Consider the following 18,266-nt stretch of genomic DNA (forward strand, 5'->3'; position numbering starts at 1 on the left):
AGTTAGCATAACACAGGGAAACTTCTATAAGTGGCTACCCGAAATGAGAGAGGAATGGACAAATAATGCAATCAGTTGGAGTTTACATGGAGACAGAGAAATTAGCTCTCACGGACAAGTGTTTAAAACAAGCTATAGCTAAATTGCATTTACATTTGACAGAAGAGCAAATTGCAAAACACAAAGAGCTATTGACAGTTTTAATAAGCGAGTTTTCAAAAACACTTCTTTCAAGTAATGAAGAAATAGAGGATATGAATTTAGAATATGACATCGATAACTACTATTACAAAGATGGTACTTTACTTAAAGATACTATCGAAATAATAAGTACTTTTCGCCTGTCTCTTATGCAAGAAATTCAAAAAAAGGGGCTACTGGAGCAATATGATACAGAAGGAGTAGCTAAACTTTACGAGAAAATTACATTTGTTTTTGACGATGCAATTCGTAACACTACGAAAAAGTTTAATGAAAGTAATCAAAAAGTAATTAAAGCAATTGAAAAAGAAATTTTGCAACTAGCTGCACCCATTGTTCCAATTAGAGATGGTATTGCAATTTTGCCCCTAATTGGTGACTTTAGTGAAGAAAGATCGGCTTACATTACAAATACCGTAATTCCGAAAGTAACAAAGTTAAATATCGAGTTGTTGGTAATTGATTTTTCAGGAATTCATGCGATTGATACCTATGTCGCTCAACATGTTTTTCAAATAATCGATATCTTAAAGTTGCTCGGAATTGAAACTGTTATTACAGGTGTAAGACCGCAATTAGCCATGACCACTGTAGAGCTAGGCATAAATACAAAGAACTTGAAAACCTATGGTAACGTTCAACAGTTCTTGGAGACGTTTGATAAAAAAGAACAAGTGTAAGTAGGTGAAAAAATCCACATCTCCCGGTTAATTGAAATCATGTTATTCTTTTTACTCATTTAAATCAAAAGAAAAATCTTAACTGCATGAATCTGACTAAATATTTTCCGTATGAATACCTAAGAAACGGTAGCTGTGCTGGCAAGTAGTCGTGATAGTCACGATTGTTTCTACACAGCAACCATAAGTGCAAACCGCATGACAATCACTATCTTTACGATAAACGCATATTAATTTTCACTCTTTAGTCACCATCCTCTCCCCGAATACCAAATCATAGCAATCCCCATATAGAATGTAGATCTTGAATCTTTTTACTCGAAGGGTTTTTCAAAGATCTGTACACTTACCATAACTTTGCAAGTTTAAATATTTTTACTCAATGTGGTTTATCTTAATGCAACACGGGTATCCATAAACTACAAGGCGAAACTACCGAAGGATGAACCTTAGTAGACGAGTAACCTACAAGTGATTCCGACGATGAACTGCACAGCCTTGGCGGAAAATTTGCTTTGCTGACGATAGGTACACTTTTTTAAGAACCGTGTTATCAGGTTCCAATTCTAATGTGTTAACCAAGCAGTAAGCGTTACGTTTTTTGTGAAAGTGCAACTTGATGACTGATTTCAAAAGGGCAGATCGCGTACCAACCATCTTGCGACTGCATAGCCGGAATGGCTAATTGAGTCAGCCCTATCAAACTGCACTGACGAGAGTTACATGATTATTCGTCAGAAAGAACAGTTTGTGTGATTAAAAACTATCAAATTTTCCGAGTGCACCCCCCTTTTATCGGGGTATGGAAAAAGCATGATCCCCTTTGTATAAGGATCATGCTTTTTTCTTGTTTATGGAACTATCACTACCTGAAAAAAAACTGCCCGCAAAAGCTGAATGACATCCAGCCTTCCGGACAGTTCCTCTTTTTATATTCTTTTAATTTCATACCCCTATTAAACAAATAAGCTTAGAAGTAAAACGAAACCGAGACCACTCACTGAAATAACAGTTTCTAGCACAGTCCAAGTTGCGAATGTTTCTTTCATCGTTAAGCCAAAGGACTCTTTAACAATCCAGAAACCAGTATCGTTAACGTGTGAAGCAATGATACTACCTGCACCTGTTGCTAATACCATTAATTCTAAATTGACATCTGTACCTGCCATCATTGGAATGACGAGTCCAGCTGTCGTTAATGCTGCAACCGTTGCCGATCCCTGTGCTACTCTTATAACAGCAGCAATCAGCCAAGCTAAAATTAACGGTGATATTGCACTACCTTCAAAAAGGACAGCGACATAATCGCCAACTCCACCATTGATCAATACTTGCTTAAGTGCGCCACCTGCACCAAGAATTAGTAACATCATACCAATAGCTCTGACTGCGTTTTCTGCTGATTCCATAAGCTGTTTCATTGGAATTTTCCGTGCGATACCCATTGTATAGATTGCCAGTAATACAGACAGCAACATAACAGTTGTTGGAGATCCAATCATTGTAACTAGGTCAAAAAACACGTTTTCCGTATCATTTGCGTCTCTAGACAATTTGACGATTGTTGAGAAAGCCATTAAAATAACCGGGAATAATGCCGTGAAAGCACTGATACCAAATCCTGGTGTATCTTCTAGTTTAAATTGTTTTGTTTCCCCTATCGAAGCAATACTACCGCTTGTACTATCTTTATCAAAAGCTTTTGGTACAAATTTTTTCGCGAACTTTGTGAATATAGGACCCGCGATAATGACGATTGGAATTGCGATTAGGAAACCGTAAAGCAATACCAATCCTACGTTTGCGCCGAATTCATTGGCAATAACTGTAGGACCTGGATGTGGCGGTAAAAATGCATGTGTAGCTGATAACGCGGCCGACATTGGAAGTCCTAAGTATAAAAACGGTACTTTTATTTGCTTAGAAATTTGATAAACGATTGGAATTAATAATACTAGACCTACTTCAAAGAACAATGCAATCCCTAGTATAAATGAGGCCACTACAACAGCCCATTGGATATACTTCAATCCGAATTTTTCAATCAACGTCATTGCAATACGTTGAGCACCACCAGAATCGGCGATTAGCTTACCAAGAATCGCTCCTAACCCAAAGACTAATGCGATACTACCTAACGTTCCCCCCATGCCAGTTTCAATTGATTTAACAATCTCATTTATTGGCATACCTAAAGCTAAAGCGATTAAGAATGAAACAACCACTAATGAAATAAATGTATTTATATTAAATTTCATGATTAATATGAGTAAAACAATAATCCCTAAAGCGACAATTACTAATGGCATAACTTTCTCCCCCTGTTAACTACAGTGTTGGTATAGTTTTAAAAGATGTTCGCTACTATTCTAGAGTTCATCTCTATTTCTTTGATATACAGCAATTGATGCTACCAATTGTGATTTTATGTACTAACCTGTTTTATCATAACTAGCAACGGTAATCATCCTTCGGCAGACTGCATCAACAAGATCCTCTTGCAATTAACGTTGGTTGTAAACGATATACCTCAGGTTCCCCGTGTTCTTTTTCATTCATTTGCTTCATGAGTAATTTAACAGCTAGATTAGCCATTTCAATCATCGGCTGTGAAATGGTCGTAATTGAGGGTGTATAAAAACTAGCAAATGGTACGTCATCAATACCGATAACAGCTACATCTGCCGGGATTATTAAATTATGATTTTTTATATACTTCAGTACTTCCATGAGCACGAAATCATTCCCCGCCAATATGGCCTCTGGTGGAGCAACAAGCTCGAACAATTCATCAAGAGCCGATGATATGGCATCCGAGTCAGCTGTCTTCACATAGTCTGCGTTTACATTCAACTGATGACTCACTAACGCTCTTTTATATCCTTGAATACGTTCAATTCGCGGACTTATATTTCTAATGATCGACGTAGTAACAATGGCAATCTTGCTGTAACCGCTTTCAGCGAAATGGTTAACAGCCAATTCTGCCGCTTTATCGTTATCGAGTAGAACAGTTTCAATCCCGAGATCCGCGATTGTCCTGTCCATAAAAACAAGTGGAAAACCAGATTTTTTCATTCTTTTGTATAAGTCGATATTCCCACCTGTTGGAAATATGATAATCCCATCCACTTGTTTCGCCATGAGCATTTCGATATATTCCTTTTCTTTTTCCGGTTCATCATCCGCATTACAGACAATTATATGAAAACCATGTTCATAAAACTTGTTTTCAATCGCCCGGATAATATGAGTAGAGAACGAATGAAGTATATTTGCGACAATGACACCGACGGTAAAAGTAGACTTCTGCGTTAAACTGCGCGCTACTATGTTTGGACGATAATCCAATTCTTCGACTGCCAATTCAATTCGTTCTCGTGTAAGCTCACTCATATACTCATATCGTTTATTTAAAAATTGAGAAACTGTACTTTTAGATACCCCTGCTAATTTTGCTACATCCGCGATTGTTATGTTCTTCAAATGATCCAACTCCATTATCTAACTTTACACCATTATACACCGGAGTAAGCCATGAAGCCTCCATCTACTTGAATTGTTGTTCCTGTAACAAAACCAGAACACGATTCATCAACAAGAAACAGCATTGCACCAAGTAAATCTTCAGGTTTACCAAATCGTTTCATCGGTGTGGCTGCAATAATTTTAGTTGACCGTGCAGTATGGCTACCGTCTTCATTGAGCAGCAGACCACGATTTTGAGTTGTTAGGAAAAAACCAGGAGCAATCGCATTTACTCTCATCCCTGTTTCCGCGAAGTGAACAGCTAGCCACATCGTAAAATTATTGATAGATGCTTTTGCTGCACTGTACGCTGGTACTTTCGTCAATGGCGTATATGAACTCATTGATGAGAGATTCAATATAGAAGGTGTTTCTGATTTTAATAGTTCTTTTCCGAATACTTGTGTTGCCAAAAAAGTACCGGTAAAGTTTGTAGAAAACACTTCAGAAAAACCGTTTTCATCCAAATCGAAAAAAGTTTTACCCTCTTCTTGTTCATCATAGATCTCCGGATCGGTTATCGCATCAGCATGATTGCCACCTGCTCCGTTAATGAGCAAATCTACTTGGCCGAATTGTTTAACGGTTTCAACCCGTGCACGCTCCAATGATGCTCTATCCAGCACATCCGCCGCTAATGCAATGGCTGTACCTCCAGCTTCTTTAATGCTGTCAACGATTTTCTGACCTTTTTCAGCGTCGCGGTTTAGAATTACCACTTTAACACCTTGGCGCGCTAATTCACGCGCCATTTCTGAACATAAAACACCACTGCCACCTGTTATGACGGCTACCCGTCCATTTAGGTTGTTATGAATTGGAATCATGATTCACCATTCGCTTTTTTCGTTTCATATGCGTCCCATAATCCTAATAAATACATGATGCCTAAAGCACGGTCATACAATCCGTAACCTGGTCGGCAAACTTCTCCCCAGATATGGCGACCATGGTCAGGTCTGACGTATCCATCGTAGTTCTGCCTATTTAGTTCTTCGACGACACCTTTTACGTCAATTGAGCCATCTTGCGTATAATGAGATGTTTCTACGAAATCACCGTTATCATAAATTTTCACATTACGGATATGCGAGAATGGAGCACGTGAAGCGTATTTCTTCGCGACTTGAACCATATCATTCTCCGGATTTGCGCCCATTGAGCCCGTACACATTGTAAATGCATTTGACTCGGAGTCAGAAATAGCAATCAGTCTTTCGTAACTTTCTGGACCTGTCATAATGCGTGGCAGACCGAAAATCGACCAAGGTGGATCATCCGGGTGAATCGCCATTTTTATGCCGCAAGCTTCTGCAACAGGTAAGATCTCTTTTAAGAAAATCTCAAGATTTGCCCAAAGTTGCTCTTCGTCCACTTGTTTGTATGCTTCGAAAAGATCTGTAATCTTATCCAATTTCTCCGGTTCCCAACCTGGAAGCGTCAGATCTGAAGCTTCACTTACTGTCCGGATTAACTCTTTTGGATCAAGGCCATCTACTTTTGCCTTTTCATAAAATAACGCTGTAGATCCGTCTTCTAGCGGATGGAACATTTCCGTACGTGTCCAGTCAAATATTGGCATGAAGTTGTAACAGATAACTTTAACGCCGAACTCTGAAAGATTACGGATTGTCTCTTTATAATTTTCAATGTATTTAGCACGATCTTCATTGCCAATTTTGATAGCTTCATGAACGTTTACACTTTCAACAACATCCGCATGGAAACCGAATGATTTAATGTAATCGACTTCTTCTTTAATGGCTTCTTTTTTCCAAACTTCTCCGGCAGGCACTTGGTGCAATGCCCATACAATACCTTTTGTGCCAGGAATCTGCCTTATGTGGTCGAGTGTGACAGTGTCATTGTCTCTTCCATACCAACGAAATGTAATATTCATTATGCCACTCCTTTTATTGTGAAATTTTGTTTATATATTGTTTACTCAGTTCCACTACTGCTTCGTACCCACCCGTTTTGTATGCTTTATTTAAATCACTACCGATTCCAACAGCAACTGCACCCGCAGCAAGCCACTCATTTATATTGTCCAGATTGATACCACCTGTTGGCATAATCTTCACTTGCGGTAATGGCCCGTTCACTGACTTAATGAATGACGGCTTAAAGTCGTTTGCAGGGAACAGTTTCAATACGTCACAACCTGATTCAAGCGCTTCCACCATTTCACGAATCGTCATACAACCCGGGAAATACGGAATGCCGTAACGGTTGCAAATACGTGCAACGTCTTTATTGAAATGAGGACTTACGACGAACTTCGCACCAGCCAAAATGGCATGACGTGCGGTTTCGGGGTCTAAAACTGTTCCTGCCCCTAAAAGGATGTCCTCATATTGCAACTCTTCGAACACTTTTTGAACGTTTGGCGTCGTATACGTCAATTCGATTGCTCGAATACCACCTTCAGCAGCTGCTTTTGACAACTGGATGGCTTCCTCTGCATCACTTCCGCGAATGACCGCGACAACTTTAGATTCCGCTATTTGTGCATGAGTTTCAAACTTTGACATGATTGTTAGCCTCCCTTAGTCGAATACAATAACAGCTTTGCGAACTTTATCTGGATTATTCTCCACAAATGTAAATGCTTCTTGCACATCAGCAAGTGCAAATGTATGTGTGATTAATCCATCGTGGCGAAGTTTCCCTGTGTTTAACAATTCAACAACTCTTGGCATTTGGTTCGTTTGCAATCTTGAGCCAACAATGGTTATTTCTTTTTTTGTTATTAATAACTGTGGAATTTGAGCCGGTCTTTCATCGAAACCAAGGACAACAACCGTTCCAGCTGGCGAAACTACGTCAATCCCCAGTTCGAATGTCATCGGCAGACACACTGCATCAATGACGACGTTTGCGCCTTCGCCTTGCGTCCACTCTTTCACGCGCTCTTTCACATCTTCCGACCCAACTTGAACTGTCCTATCCGCTCCATTTTCCCTTGCGAATGCCAAACGTTCTTCGCTTAAATCGGTCATCATAACAGATGCACCTTGTAGTTTGGCGAATTTCAAGATACAAATTCCGATCGGTCCTGCTCCTTGGATAAGAACCGTATCACCTTTCCCAACTTGACCTCTCCATGTCGCTTGAGCGCCGATTGTGTAAGGCTCCGCCATAACAGCTTCGTTCCAATCAAGCGTTGAATCGACTGCGTGGAGTTGCTTTTCAGGAAGAACGAAATACTCTCTCATCCCACCGTCTTCATGCACGCCAAACACCGATAGTTGTTCACAGACATTCGGACGTCCTTTGCGGCATGCGTAACATTCGCCGCAGTAACTAATCGGTTCTACGACGACATGGTCTCCGACTTTAAGCGTTGTGACATCCACTCCCGTTTCCACCACTTCGCCCGTTACTTCATGCCCGACCACGCGCGGCAATGTCGCAAGCGGATTTGTTCCGTGGTAGATATGCATATCCGATCCACAAATCCCTACGCGCTTCGTTTTCACCAGTACATCCGTAGTAGAAACTAGTTTAGGTTGTTCGACTTCATTGATGACAAGGTCATACGCTTTCCTGACTTGAACAGCTTTCATCTTGTCCACCTCACCTTTCGATACCTTTTTCTTGTCGGATGAAGGGTAATACTTCTTCTAAGTAAGGAAGTCCTTCATTGTCCCCGGATACAGTTGTAACAAGAGCTCCGACGCCATTTGCCAATTCAAGTCTTTCTTGCGGAGAAAACCCATTCAAATATGCGTAGATATAACCTGCATCGTATCCATCACCTGCACCAACTGTGTCCACAGGATTGACTTTAAATGCTTCTTTTTCATACCAAGTACCATCCGTGAGAACTCTTGAACCGTTTGCACCATCTTTTATCACGAACTGATTTATTTGGAAACGCTTTGCACAGTCAATTAGTGCTTCATCTGAAGAATCTTCAAGAATTAGTTCGATTTCATCGAGTCCTGTCAAGAGAATATCTACATACGGGAATATTTGCATAAACGTCGCTCTTGCTTCTTCAATCGTCCACATTTTCAACCGTAGATTCGGATCAAATGAGACTGGAATTCGTGCTTCTTTTGCAATTTCAAGAACTTGTTTCACGATTTCAATATTTTTTGGATTTATCGATAAAAACACGCCGGTGAGATGAATCACATCAACTCCTTCAAACATGTCTTTCGTAATATCTTTTGGCTCCATTGTAAGCATAGGAGACTGATGACGATAATAAAACGTCTTGCCCGAACCGTCTTCTTGAATTTCTTTAAAGTTTAGCGAGGTAGGATACCCATCCATGAGTTCGACATTCGTCACATCGATGCCTTCACCACGCGCGAAATTGTAAATGACCCGTCCAAACTCGTCATTTCCTAAACGGCTCACCCATTTTGACTTAAGACCAAGACGAGAGCATCCAATTGCAAAATTCAATTCTGCCCCGCCCACTTTACGAGAAAAATTTGTTACAAATCGTAAAGGACCAGTATCTGCCGGATTCATCGTAATAAGACCATCACCAAGTGTTAGAATACTAAAATTTAAAGACACATAATTCCTCCTTTATGCCAATTCGAGCTGCTATTAGTTCTATAATTAATTCAATAAAACGGTTTACTAAATCGGTTTAGTAAATTATACAATGAAAAGGCTTACATAATCAAGCATTAGTTTATGAAATCTAAAAACTCTCTTTCTTAAGCTTAATTTTCAAGTGGTTTTTAGAGAATGCTATCTACAGATTCGTTCAGTTTATAAGGTATTCATTTATTCAACATATAGTTGTGAAAAAGTTTTCTGTGTAAAGTGGTTTATCTTAATTTAAGCTGGGTATAGTTAGATTACAAGGCGGAACTACCGGAAGATGAACCTTAGTAGACGAGTAACCTACAGGCGAATCGGACGATGAATTGCACAGCCTTGGCGGAAAATTTGCTTTGCTGGCGATAGGTACACTTTTCAAGAACCGAGTGATTAGGTTCCAATCTCTATGTGTTTACTAAGCAGTAAGCGTTACGTTTTTTGTGGAAGTGCAACTTGAAGACTGACTTCAAAAAGCAGATCGCGTACCAACCATCTTGCGACTGCATCGCCGAACTGGCTAATTGAGTCAGCCCTATCAAACTGCACTGACGAGAGTTACATGATTATTCGTCAGAAAGAACAGTTTGTATGATTGAAAAAACTATCAAATTTTCCGAGTGCACCCCCTTTATTGGGGAATGGAAAAAAAGCATGGTCCTCTTAGTTTGAGGGCCATGCTTTTTTGTGTACTATAGTGTTTGGTATTGACGATTTCTTATTGGCTTACGCTAGGTTTACCAATTGTCGCCATGTATTCTTTCTCCATACCGCCATCAAATCGACCTTCCCACTTGGACATTACAACGACTGCCAATGAGTTACCGATTACATTGACAACTGTTCTTGCCATATCTAGAATTCTGTCAATCCCAGCAATGAAGGCAAGTCCTTCAAGCGGAATTCCCACAGTTCCAAGCGTCGCGAGTAGTACAACGAAGGAAACGCCAGGTACACCCGCAATCCCTTTAGAAGTAACCATTAACACGACCATCAACGTAATTTGTTGCATAATACTTAATTCAATTCCATACATTTGTGCAATGAAGATCGCTGCAAGTGCTTGATAAAGTGTAGAGCCATCCAAGTTAAAGGAATAGCCTGTTGGGATGACAAAGGAAACAATGTCTTTCGGACATCCGAATTTCTCCATTTTCTCCATCACTTTTGGTAATACCGTTTCCGAACTTGATGTGGAATAAGCCAACAATAGCTCATCTTTCAAGACTTTGATAAGGTGGAAAACGCTTGTCCCGCACATTTTAGCAATAGCTCCTAGTACCACTATTACAAAGAACGCCATAACTGCGTACACCAGAACGAGTAATTTCCCGAGCGGAATTAAGGATTCTAGTCCAAATTTTGAAACCGTTACACCGATTAATGCAAACACACCAAATGGGGCAAATTTCATAATAAGATTCGTTACCCAGAACATCGCATCTGCGGTTCCCTGGAAGAAGGCAAGTATTGGCTCCCCTCTCTTACCAATTGCCGCAACACCTAAACCAAATAGGACAGAGAAGAAAATAATTGCGAGCATGTCACCCTCAGCCATCGACTGGATAATATTGCTCGGAACAATGTTCACGATAATATCCATAATGCCATTATTCGATACTTCTTCAGTTGTTTGTACGTATTGTGAAATATCCCCTTTTTCCATTGTAGAGATATCCAAACCGACACCTGGTTTAAATAGATTTGCTGCTAACAAACCAACAATAATCGCAACTGTTGTAACAATTTCAAAGTAAAGGAGTGTTTTACCACCGAGTTTACCTAATTTTTTCAAATCCCCTGTACCCGCAACCCCAACGATTAAAGTTGAAATAATAATGGGAACAACAATCATTTTAATCATCCGGATAAACATGTCCCCTATGGGTTGCAGATACTTTTCAACTGCAGGGTTGCCAAAGAAAACTGCTCCGACTGTAATTCCTAATATTAAACCTAGTAAAATTTGATACGCCAATGTAAATTTAAATTTTTTCATGTACCCACCTCTTTTCAAAATATGAAAACGCTTACGAATTCGTTTTTTAGAACTTGTAAGCAATTATATGTGGGCATTATAAAATCCGACAAAATCCGACATTTTGTTTTAATAGATTAGTTAAAACCTTCTTCGTAATGTAATAACTACAGTATTCTTCCTAATGAACTTAGTTTTGTACGTTAAGATTGATTGTGTTTTTCAACCGTATCAAAGTACATCACTTGAAGGAATTTCTTTATATTTATTTTCACTTTCGTTGATTCATTACTGTTTTGATCAATTTCTTTCATCCGTCGCCGTATTTCCTCAAATTCAAAATAGCGAGGCGCATAATATTCAAACTTCGGATTCATATAATCGATTGACCCTAATGAAGCCAAATTCGTGACTGCTGTCAGGATCGTTCTCCGGATTCGTTGTTCAATCGACTTACTTTCTTTCTTTATATCCTTGTTCTCTGTTGTATTTGAACTAGCTACAGCCTCATAAAGATCTTTCAATGAAGGAAATTGAGTGCTCGACTCTTTACGATTCATTAAAAACTCCATCATCAAAACCATATCCTCACTACCTGGTTCGCTGATAATACCTAACTCATTTAACAATGAATAAACAATTTCTTTTACGCTCTTCCTCTTCGGTAAAACTCCAGTTGAACCGATATGAGCTAATGATTCTCGAATAGACATTAACGAATTTTTCAGCCGGAACTGTTCTGACATTTTCCTTAGGATGCTCTGCACTTCAACACGATTAATTGGTTTATGTATAAAGAACTCAACACCTTTTTCATAAGCTTCCCCTACCATTTCCTTATTTACAATTTGAGAAATCATAATGAATTGGCCTTGGAATCCCAGTGTTCTTAAATGTTCCATCGTTTCGATTCCATCAAGCTCAGGCATTAATAAATCGATCAAGACAAAATCTGGGTTTGTTGAATGGACAAGTGAGAGTGATTTGACTCCGCTTTCCGCCTCACCAATGACAACACCTAATTCACCTTCCGTAATTATTTTCGCCAACATTTTCCGACTGGCCGTATCGTCATCTATAATAAAATAGCGCAACTTGATTCATCTCACTTTCTAATGTTCTTCGTTGGAATTCGGATTTGAAAAATCGTCTCTTCATCCAAAGACTCTACTTGAATTTGACCTTCAAGCGTTTGTATTATATGTTGCACATGAGACAAGCCGATTCCCGTTGCGGCAACGCCATGATTGTTAAATTTCGTCGTATAACCCGCTTCAAAAATAATTGGTAAATCCTCTTCTAAAATCCCTATTCCCGTGTCTTTTAGTATGAAATGGGTGTATGCCGCTTCTTCGTATACCGTTACTGTAATTTCGCCTTTCTGCTCAATGGATTCAACAGCGTTTGCGGTAAGGTTATTCAATAGTGCGAGCAACGGGATTTGTTGAGTCGTCTCGAAATCAACTGAAAGCGATAGTTGAAAAGCGATTTTTTTCCTAAGCAAAATACTATATTTATCATTTGCGGTAACAACCAAGCTTAGCACTTCCGAAAGTAAGAGGACATCATTTCTTTTTTCTGTAGATATACTGGAAATCCCAGAAAGAATCCGCTGCGTGTCTTTTTTCACTTCGTGTATTTCTTGCGTGATAAGCAATGCTTGCACGCTTAACTCTTGAAGATTTTCCTTTTTTAATTTCCGATACAACTCATGACTCGCTGCCGTGATTTGCTCAATATGGTCCAATGACTTTTGTAGATAAAGACTTTCCGCATATAAGTCTGCACCCACGCCAAGCATTTCTTGCATCTGTTTCTTTTGTTCCGATACCGTGATCATGCTATAAAGTCCCACTACAAAAAAACTGCGAAACAAAGCCGTCCCAGCTATTAATGCCCATTCACGAAAACCTAAATCCACATGCATTGACAATAAATAGCGCATAAGATGCTCCGCGCTATTTCCGATAAATTCAAAAAGGAGAGCCCATGCGCCCAAAAGTAATGGAAACGCTTTGTATGGTTCAATTTTAATAATGCTAAATCCGATTGCAAATAGCACATAATACAAAAATGCAGGCAGGTGATTTTGTAAACTTGCCCAAAATGAAATAGTCTCAGTCGTAAAATCGCCAATTAATCGGAAACAAACCACCGTGATCCCCGTGATAAGACCCGTTCGAATCAATGGAATAGAAGGACGAATAAGAATGAGTAAAAAGAACGTAATACTTCCTAATCCGAAACGGAAATTCTCCCCGTTGAAAGGAATCACTTTAATCTCGCTAGCAATCGCGGTCAATAAAGCAATTACAACGTAAGTGACACCAGTAGTTCCGATACTATTTTTAAGTTTAGTTATAGACAACATTAATTTCTCCTTTTATGTCCCACCACACTGTTTGTGTACGATTATTATCAACCAATTTATTGATAAATGAAAGAAGTAAAATTTGTTTACTTGCGAAAGAGCGTACTGAATTCGATTTGCAGTGTGTTTTCCTGTATTTTGGGGACACTACAGCTTACTGGAGGAGATAAAATGGCTAGCAAAAATAGGATTTTGGTACCTGGTGCACGACAAGCGTTAGATCAGCTGAAAGCGGACGTCATGCAAGCCCAAGGCTACGACGTGGATAAATCTGCACCCAATAACGTGAAATTCGAAATTGCGGAGGAACTCGGCATTCCACTATCAAAGGACTATAACGGAAAACTAACGTCGGAACAGGCGGGGAAAATCGGCGGCTCGATTGGTGGCAATATGGTGAAAGAAATGGTGAGAATGGCGCAAGAGCAAATGGCAAAGAAATGAATCTAACGCTTGTCCCGTAACCCAAGGGGCAGCGTTTTTGTTTGTTGGACGCTTTACTGCGTTTGTTGTACAGTTCGGTGTAATGGTTGGAAACTTTGCCGCGTTCGTTGGATACTTCAGCTTAATGGTTGGAAACCACCACGTTCGTTGGACTAGTTCGGCGTAATGGTTGGACACTTCAGCTTAATGGTTGGAAACCACCGCGTTTGTTGGATAGTTCAGCTAAATGGTTGGACACTCTACCGCTCTCGTTAGATAGTTCGGGAACAAGACACCCCAAAAAAAGCACCAGCCAAATTGCAGCCGGTGCTACCAATTAAAACTTCGATCCAGTATCTCCGAACTCTTGGAGTAGTTCTCCAAAACTTTTATTTTTCTCACGTTCTTTGCGTTCAAGGCGAATTTGCTCTTGGCGTTCCTCTTCTTTCGTCTCTTCAGCAGCTGACAATGCCTTTTTTGCCGCTTTCAATTTTTCAAGAATATCATCATCAAGTGCATCGGAAAATACCGATCCTTCATTGTCTCTTTTTTTCGGCTGTGGTGCAGTTTGTTTACGTTTTTTCGCCATTCTTTTCACCTACTCTCGTTCATTATCGTGTAACGATTGTTGCGACTCCCTGTCCCCCACCTATGCATAGCGTAGCAAGTCCGGATTTCACATCACGACGTTTCATCTCGTGAAGAAGTGTAACTAGGATGCGTGCCCCACTAGCCCCGATTGGATGGCCAAGTGCGATTGCGCCGCCATTAACATTCAGTTTTGATGCGTCAAATTCAAGTTCTTTTCCGACCGCGATTGACTGTGCTGCAAATGCTTCGTTCGCTTCAATCAAATCAATTTCGGATAGTTGCATATTGGCTTTAGTGAGTGCTTTTTTAACGGCTTCCACAGGACCCAGACCCATAACTGAAGGATCGACGCCCGCATTACCATTCGCTACGATTGTTGCTAGTGGCGTCAAGCCAAGCTCGTCTGCTTTTTCTTTCGACATAATAACGAATGCTGCTGCACCGTCGTTAATACCTGAAGCATTTCCGGCTGTTACACTGCCATCTTTTTTGAATGCCGGTCGCAGTTTACCGAGCTTGTCTGCAGTTGTTCCGGCTTTGACGAATTCGTCTTGATCGAAAAGGATAGGATCGCCTTTTCGCTGCGGGATTTCAATCGCAACGATTTCTTCTGCGAAAGTTCCGGCTTCAATTGCTGCCGCCGCTTTTTGTTGTGATGCTGCCGAAAATGTATCTTGCTCTTCACGGGTAATTGAATATCGATCACAAAGATTTTCTGCTGTGATGCCCATATGATAATCATTGAATGCACACCAAAGTCCATCTGAAATCATACTGTCGATAATTTTTTGGTCCCCCATTTTAAAGCCTTCTCGGCCATTTTTCATTATGTATGGGGCTTGGCTCATGTTTTCCATACCACCTGCGACAATAATATCCGCATCTCCTGCAATAATTGCTTGACGTGCAAGATGCACAGCTTTCAATCCAGAGCCACAAACTTTATTAATTGTCAGAGCAGGAACGGTTTCAGGTAGTCCCGCTTTCATTGCCGCTTGTCGCGCCGGATTTTGACCTAATCCAGCCTGTAGGACATTCCCCATGATTACTTCGTCAACGCTCTCTGGTGCCACCCCTGCACGTTTCAATGCCTCTTTAATAACTGTCGCCCCAAGATCTGTTGCCGGTATATCTTTCAATGAACCAAGGAACGATCCGATAGCAGAACGAACCGCACTGATGATTACGACTTCTTTCGACATTTCTTTTCCCCCATTCCCTTATTTAAGTTGCCTGTATATGCATCCCTTCATTACAATATACTAGAGGAGGGATGATATGTTCATTTTACCAAACAACGTCACAATAATCGAGGTTGGTCCACGCGATGGGCTTCAAAACGAAAAGAAACATGTCAATGAAAATGATAAGCTAGCATTTATTGAGGCTTTACAAGGGGCAGGCATTCAAGAAATGGAGCTAACTTCGTTTGTATCACCGAAATGGGTGCCGCAAATGGCGGATGCAAAAACGATTGTAGAAAAGTCAAAAAAGGTCGGCAGGCAATTCGTCCTTGCACCGAATGACAAAGGTGCCGAGCTTGCAATTGAAGCTGGTGCGACCAGTATTGCCGTGTTCGTTGGGGTGAGCAATACATTTAACAAAAAAAACATTAACCGAACAACCGCTGAAAGCATCGATGCGCTTCAGCCCGTCTTTGCGAAATTAAAAATAAATGACGTTTTTATACGGGCTTGTATTTCAACTGCGTTTTATTGTCCGTATGAAGGGAAGATAGAGATAGAGGATGTCGTCGCACTTTGTAAACGATTTGTCGCCATGGGTGCGAACGAACTTAGTGTCGCGGATACGATTGGGAAGGCGAATCCCCGTGAAAGTTATGAGTTATTCAAGACATTGAAAGAAGAATTTCCAGACGTACTGTTGACAGCTCATTTCCACGATACACGCAAAATGGCGATAGCAAATATTTTTGCTGCGCTACAAGCAGGTATCAACCGTTTTGATACGTCTGCAGGCGGCTTGGGCGGCTGTCCATTCGCACCTGGTGCAACAGGCAATGTTGCAACTGAAGATGTTGTCAATATGCTCGATACGCTTGGCATCGAAACCGGTGTCGATGTAAAAAAAGTTTGTCAAGCAGTCCAAGTGGTTGCGCCGCATGTGTCACGGCCAATTGACACAGGAATGTACAGATTGTTTGAGAACGATCAACTGTAAAGGGAGTTGAGTGGGTTGAAACGGCGCGTTCTTTATATAACCGGTGTGATCTCTAGCATTGTTACAGCGTTACTGAGCATTTTCGGATTTCTCGCAACGAATAGACTGATGTTTTTGAAGTTGAAGGATTCCAACTTTATTTTAGAACGTGAAATTATTTCGAAACGGTTCGATGAACATTGGTATGAAACAGTGCGCAAAGACAATATGTGGATTGAGTCACCAAACGGTTATTTATTGAAAGCGGTCTTTCTGAAACCACTTGAAACGGCAAGAACGGTAATCATTTGTCACGGCGTAACGGAAAATAAAATCAATTCGATGAAATATGCCCGTCTTTTTGAACGTCTTGGATTTAATTCTGTCATTTATGATCATCGACGACATGGTGATTCAGGAGGAAGGACGACAAGTTTTGGATATTATGAAAAGATTGATTTACAGGTAATTGTCCGTGCGGTACGGGAACGAATTGGGAAACGGGCATTGCTCGGCATCCACGGTGAATCAATGGGTGCTGCAACGACGATATTATATGCGGGAACCTTTAAGGATGAAGCAAATTTTCATATCGTCGATTGTCCGTTTTCTGATTTCTCCGAGCAGATTCTTCATATTTTACGGACAAATACGCCTATACGATCATCAATGGCTCTACGTGTTGCCAACGTCTTTCTTAAAATGCGCGATGGCTACACCCTGAACCTTGTCTCTCCGCGAGAAGTCGTCAGAAACATTACTAAACCGGTTCTGTTCATCCACAGTTTGGAAGACGATTTCATCCTTCCCTATATGACAGAGGAATTGTACGAAGCAAAGCAAGGCGACAAAATGTTGAAACTTTTTAAAAAAGGTGCCCACGCCAAATCGTTCAATGATAATCCTGTGCAATACGAAAAAACAGTACAGGAATTTCTAGGACGGTTTAAATTTAGAGATTGAAGAAATAAACAAGTTATGAACCATTGAACTGTACCCCGAATTTCGGACACTTTGAAAAAAGACCCGAAATTCGGGGTTTTTGTTTAACTTTTTTTGCGTGACCAAACGTAAATACCTTGCTACCGATCATAAATGCCCCGCTATCAATCATATCCTATGCGAAGCGATCATTAACTATCCACAGCCAATCATATCTTATGCCAACCGAGCATTAACGGCACACGACCGATCATATCCCACGCCGACCGAGCATTAACGACACACGACCAACATATACCACGCCAACCGAGCATTAACTACTCACGACCGATCATATACCATACCAACCGAGCATTAACGACACACCACCGATCATATCCCACGCCGACCGAGCATTAACAACACACGACCAACATATACCACGCCAACCGAGCATTAACTACTCACGACCAATCATATCCCACGCCGACCGAGCATTAACAACACACGACCAACATATACCACGCCAACCGAGCATTAACTACTCACGACCGATCATATACCATACCAACCGAGCATTAACGACACACGACCAATCATATACCACGCCAACCAAGCATTAACGACACACGACCAATCATATACCACGCCGACCGAGCATAAACTTCACACGACCAATCATATACCACGCCTACCGAGCATAAACTTCACACGACTGATCATACACCCGAGCGTTTACTTATCCTCAGTAGGAAATCAATATATTCCTAGACAACAAAAAACCATCTTTCCTGTCAAGCGTTCAACAGTAAAAATGGCTTATTAAGTGATCGGTAGAAAGTTTAAG

16 protein-coding genes are annotated in these 18,266 nt (G+C 40.6%); 4 read left to right on the plus strand and 12 right to left on the minus strand.

Annotated elements, in window-relative coordinates; genetic code table 11:
* Positions 1–86: 86 nt before the first annotated feature.
* Positions 87–881 (plus strand): STAS domain-containing protein, encoded by a 795-nt coding sequence (locus AZE41_RS15010; protein ID WP_197485329.1) that lies wholly within the window; start codon positions 87–89, stop codon positions 879–881.
* A gap of 956 nt (positions 882–1,837) precedes the next feature.
* Here AZE41_RS15010 and AZE41_RS15015 read toward each other — a convergent pair.
* The 10 genes from AZE41_RS15015 to AZE41_RS15060 form a co-directional block, all read right to left on the minus strand.
* Positions 1,838–3,190 carry a gluconate:H+ symporter gene (locus AZE41_RS15015; RefSeq protein WP_067211010.1) on the minus strand — a complete coding sequence of 451 codons (1,353 nt, stop codon included), beginning with the start codon at positions 3,188–3,190 and terminating at the stop codon, positions 1,838–1,840.
* A 175-nt stretch (positions 3,191–3,365) separates the two neighbouring features.
* Complete coding sequence (locus AZE41_RS15020) at positions 3,366–4,367, minus strand: LacI family DNA-binding transcriptional regulator (RefSeq protein WP_067211013.1); 1,002 nt, start codon at positions 4,365–4,367, stop codon at positions 3,366–3,368.
* Between the two features lie 32 nt (positions 4,368–4,399).
* On the minus strand, positions 4,400–5,236 hold the full coding sequence (locus tag AZE41_RS15025; RefSeq protein WP_067211015.1) for an SDR family oxidoreductase: 837 nt from the start codon (positions 5,234–5,236) through the stop codon (positions 4,400–4,402).
* The gene (gene uxuA / locus AZE41_RS15030) at positions 5,233–6,309 is read right to left on the minus strand and encodes a mannonate dehydratase (RefSeq protein ID WP_067211018.1); all 1,077 of its coding nucleotides are present in this window, start codon (positions 6,307–6,309) and stop codon (positions 5,233–5,235) included. The genes AZE41_RS15025 and uxuA overlap by 4 nt, the downstream gene beginning before the upstream one ends.
* Before the next feature lie 13 nt (positions 6,310–6,322).
* The gene (locus tag AZE41_RS15035) at positions 6,323–6,943 is read right to left on the minus strand and encodes a bifunctional 2-keto-4-hydroxyglutarate aldolase/2-keto-3-deoxy-6-phosphogluconate aldolase (protein ID WP_067211021.1); all 621 of its coding nucleotides are present in this window, start codon (positions 6,941–6,943) and stop codon (positions 6,323–6,325) included.
* Between the two features lie 15 nt (positions 6,944–6,958).
* Entirely contained in the window at positions 6,959–7,978 is a 1,020-nt protein-coding gene (locus AZE41_RS15040) for a zinc-binding alcohol dehydrogenase family protein (RefSeq protein WP_067211024.1), read from the minus strand.
* Positions 7,979–7,988: 10 nt separating this feature from the next.
* On the minus strand, positions 7,989–8,945 hold the full coding sequence (locus AZE41_RS15045) for a sugar kinase (protein ID WP_067211027.1): 957 nt from the start codon (positions 8,943–8,945) through the stop codon (positions 7,989–7,991).
* A 748-nt stretch (positions 8,946–9,693) separates the two neighbouring features.
* Positions 9,694–10,974 carry a cation:dicarboxylate symporter family transporter gene (locus tag AZE41_RS15050; protein WP_067211029.1) on the minus strand — a complete coding sequence of 427 codons (1,281 nt, stop codon included), beginning with the start codon at positions 10,972–10,974 and terminating at the stop codon, positions 9,694–9,696.
* Positions 10,975–11,156: 182 nt separating this feature from the next.
* Positions 11,157–12,047, minus strand: a complete 891-nt coding sequence (locus AZE41_RS15055) for a response regulator (RefSeq protein WP_067211031.1) — start codon at positions 12,045–12,047, stop codon at positions 11,157–11,159.
* Between the two features lie 11 nt (positions 12,048–12,058).
* Positions 12,059–13,321, minus strand: a complete 1,263-nt coding sequence (locus AZE41_RS15060) for an ATP-binding protein (protein ID WP_231885692.1) — start codon at positions 13,319–13,321, stop codon at positions 12,059–12,061.
* A gap of 174 nt (positions 13,322–13,495) precedes the next feature.
* Here AZE41_RS15060 and AZE41_RS15065 point away from each other — a divergent pair, with 174 nt between their 5' ends.
* Positions 13,496–13,768 carry an alpha/beta-type small acid-soluble spore protein gene (locus AZE41_RS15065; RefSeq protein ID WP_067211035.1) on the plus strand — a complete coding sequence of 91 codons (273 nt, stop codon included), beginning with the start codon at positions 13,496–13,498 and terminating at the stop codon, positions 13,766–13,768.
* Positions 13,769–14,084: 316 nt separating this feature from the next.
* Here the strand turns inward: AZE41_RS15065 and AZE41_RS15070 are convergent, their stop codons facing one another.
* Both AZE41_RS15070 and AZE41_RS15075 read right to left on the minus strand, forming a co-directional pair.
* Positions 14,085–14,336, minus strand: a complete 252-nt coding sequence (locus AZE41_RS15070; protein ID WP_067211039.1) for a DUF3886 domain-containing protein — start codon at positions 14,334–14,336, stop codon at positions 14,085–14,087.
* A 22-nt stretch (positions 14,337–14,358) separates the two neighbouring features.
* A complete protein-coding gene (locus AZE41_RS15075) occupies positions 14,359–15,540 on the minus strand; it encodes an acetyl-CoA C-acetyltransferase (protein WP_067211041.1) in 1,182 nt (393 codons plus the stop codon).
* 76 nt (positions 15,541–15,616) lie between these two features.
* Between AZE41_RS15075 and AZE41_RS15080 the strand changes: the two genes are divergently transcribed.
* On the plus strand, positions 15,617–16,519 hold the full coding sequence (locus AZE41_RS15080; protein ID WP_067211043.1) for a hydroxymethylglutaryl-CoA lyase: 903 nt from the start codon (positions 15,617–15,619) through the stop codon (positions 16,517–16,519).
* A 15-nt stretch (positions 16,520–16,534) separates the two neighbouring features.
* Complete coding sequence (locus AZE41_RS15085; protein WP_067211046.1) at positions 16,535–17,461, plus strand: alpha/beta hydrolase; 927 nt, start codon at positions 16,535–16,537, stop codon at positions 17,459–17,461.
* The last annotated feature ends 805 nt before the right edge of the window (positions 17,462–18,266 follow it).

Source organism: Sporosarcina psychrophila (assembly GCF_001590685.1).
In the GTDB taxonomy this organism is placed as follows: Bacteria; Bacillota; Bacilli; order Bacillales_A; family Planococcaceae; genus Sporosarcina; species Sporosarcina psychrophila.

Excerpts from the sequence above, each read along its gene's own strand:
- AZE41_RS15010 (WP_197485329.1), top strand. The coding sequence starts at position 87 with ATGGAGACAGAGAAATTAGCTCTCACGGACAAGTGTTTAAAACAAGCT.
- AZE41_RS15015 (WP_067211010.1), bottom strand. The coding sequence starts at position 3,190 with ATGCCATTAGTAATTGTCGCTTTAGGGATTATTGTTTTACTCATATTA.
- AZE41_RS15025 (WP_067211015.1), bottom strand. The coding sequence starts at position 5,236 with ATGATTCCAATTCATAACAACCTAAATGGACGGGTAGCCGTCATAACA.
- uxuA (WP_067211018.1), bottom strand. The coding sequence starts at position 6,309 with ATGAATATTACATTTCGTTGGTATGGAAGAGACAATGACACTGTCACA.
- AZE41_RS15035 (WP_067211021.1), bottom strand. The coding sequence starts at position 6,943 with ATGTCAAAGTTTGAAACTCATGCACAAATAGCGGAATCTAAAGTTGTC.
- AZE41_RS15040 (WP_067211024.1), bottom strand. The coding sequence starts at position 7,978 with ATGAAAGCTGTTCAAGTCAGGAAAGCGTATGACCTTGTCATCAATGAA.
- AZE41_RS15050 (WP_067211029.1), bottom strand. The coding sequence starts at position 10,974 with ATGAAAAAATTTAAATTTACATTGGCGTATCAAATTTTACTAGGTTTA.
- AZE41_RS15065 (WP_067211035.1), top strand. The coding sequence starts at position 13,496 with ATGGCTAGCAAAAATAGGATTTTGGTACCTGGTGCACGACAAGCGTTA.
- AZE41_RS15070 (WP_067211039.1), bottom strand. The coding sequence starts at position 14,336 with ATGGCGAAAAAACGTAAACAAACTGCACCACAGCCGAAAAAAAGAGAC.
- AZE41_RS15075 (WP_067211041.1), bottom strand. The coding sequence starts at position 15,540 with ATGTCGAAAGAAGTCGTAATCATCAGTGCGGTTCGTTCTGCTATCGGA.
- AZE41_RS15080 (WP_067211043.1), top strand. The coding sequence starts at position 15,617 with ATGTTCATTTTACCAAACAACGTCACAATAATCGAGGTTGGTCCACGC.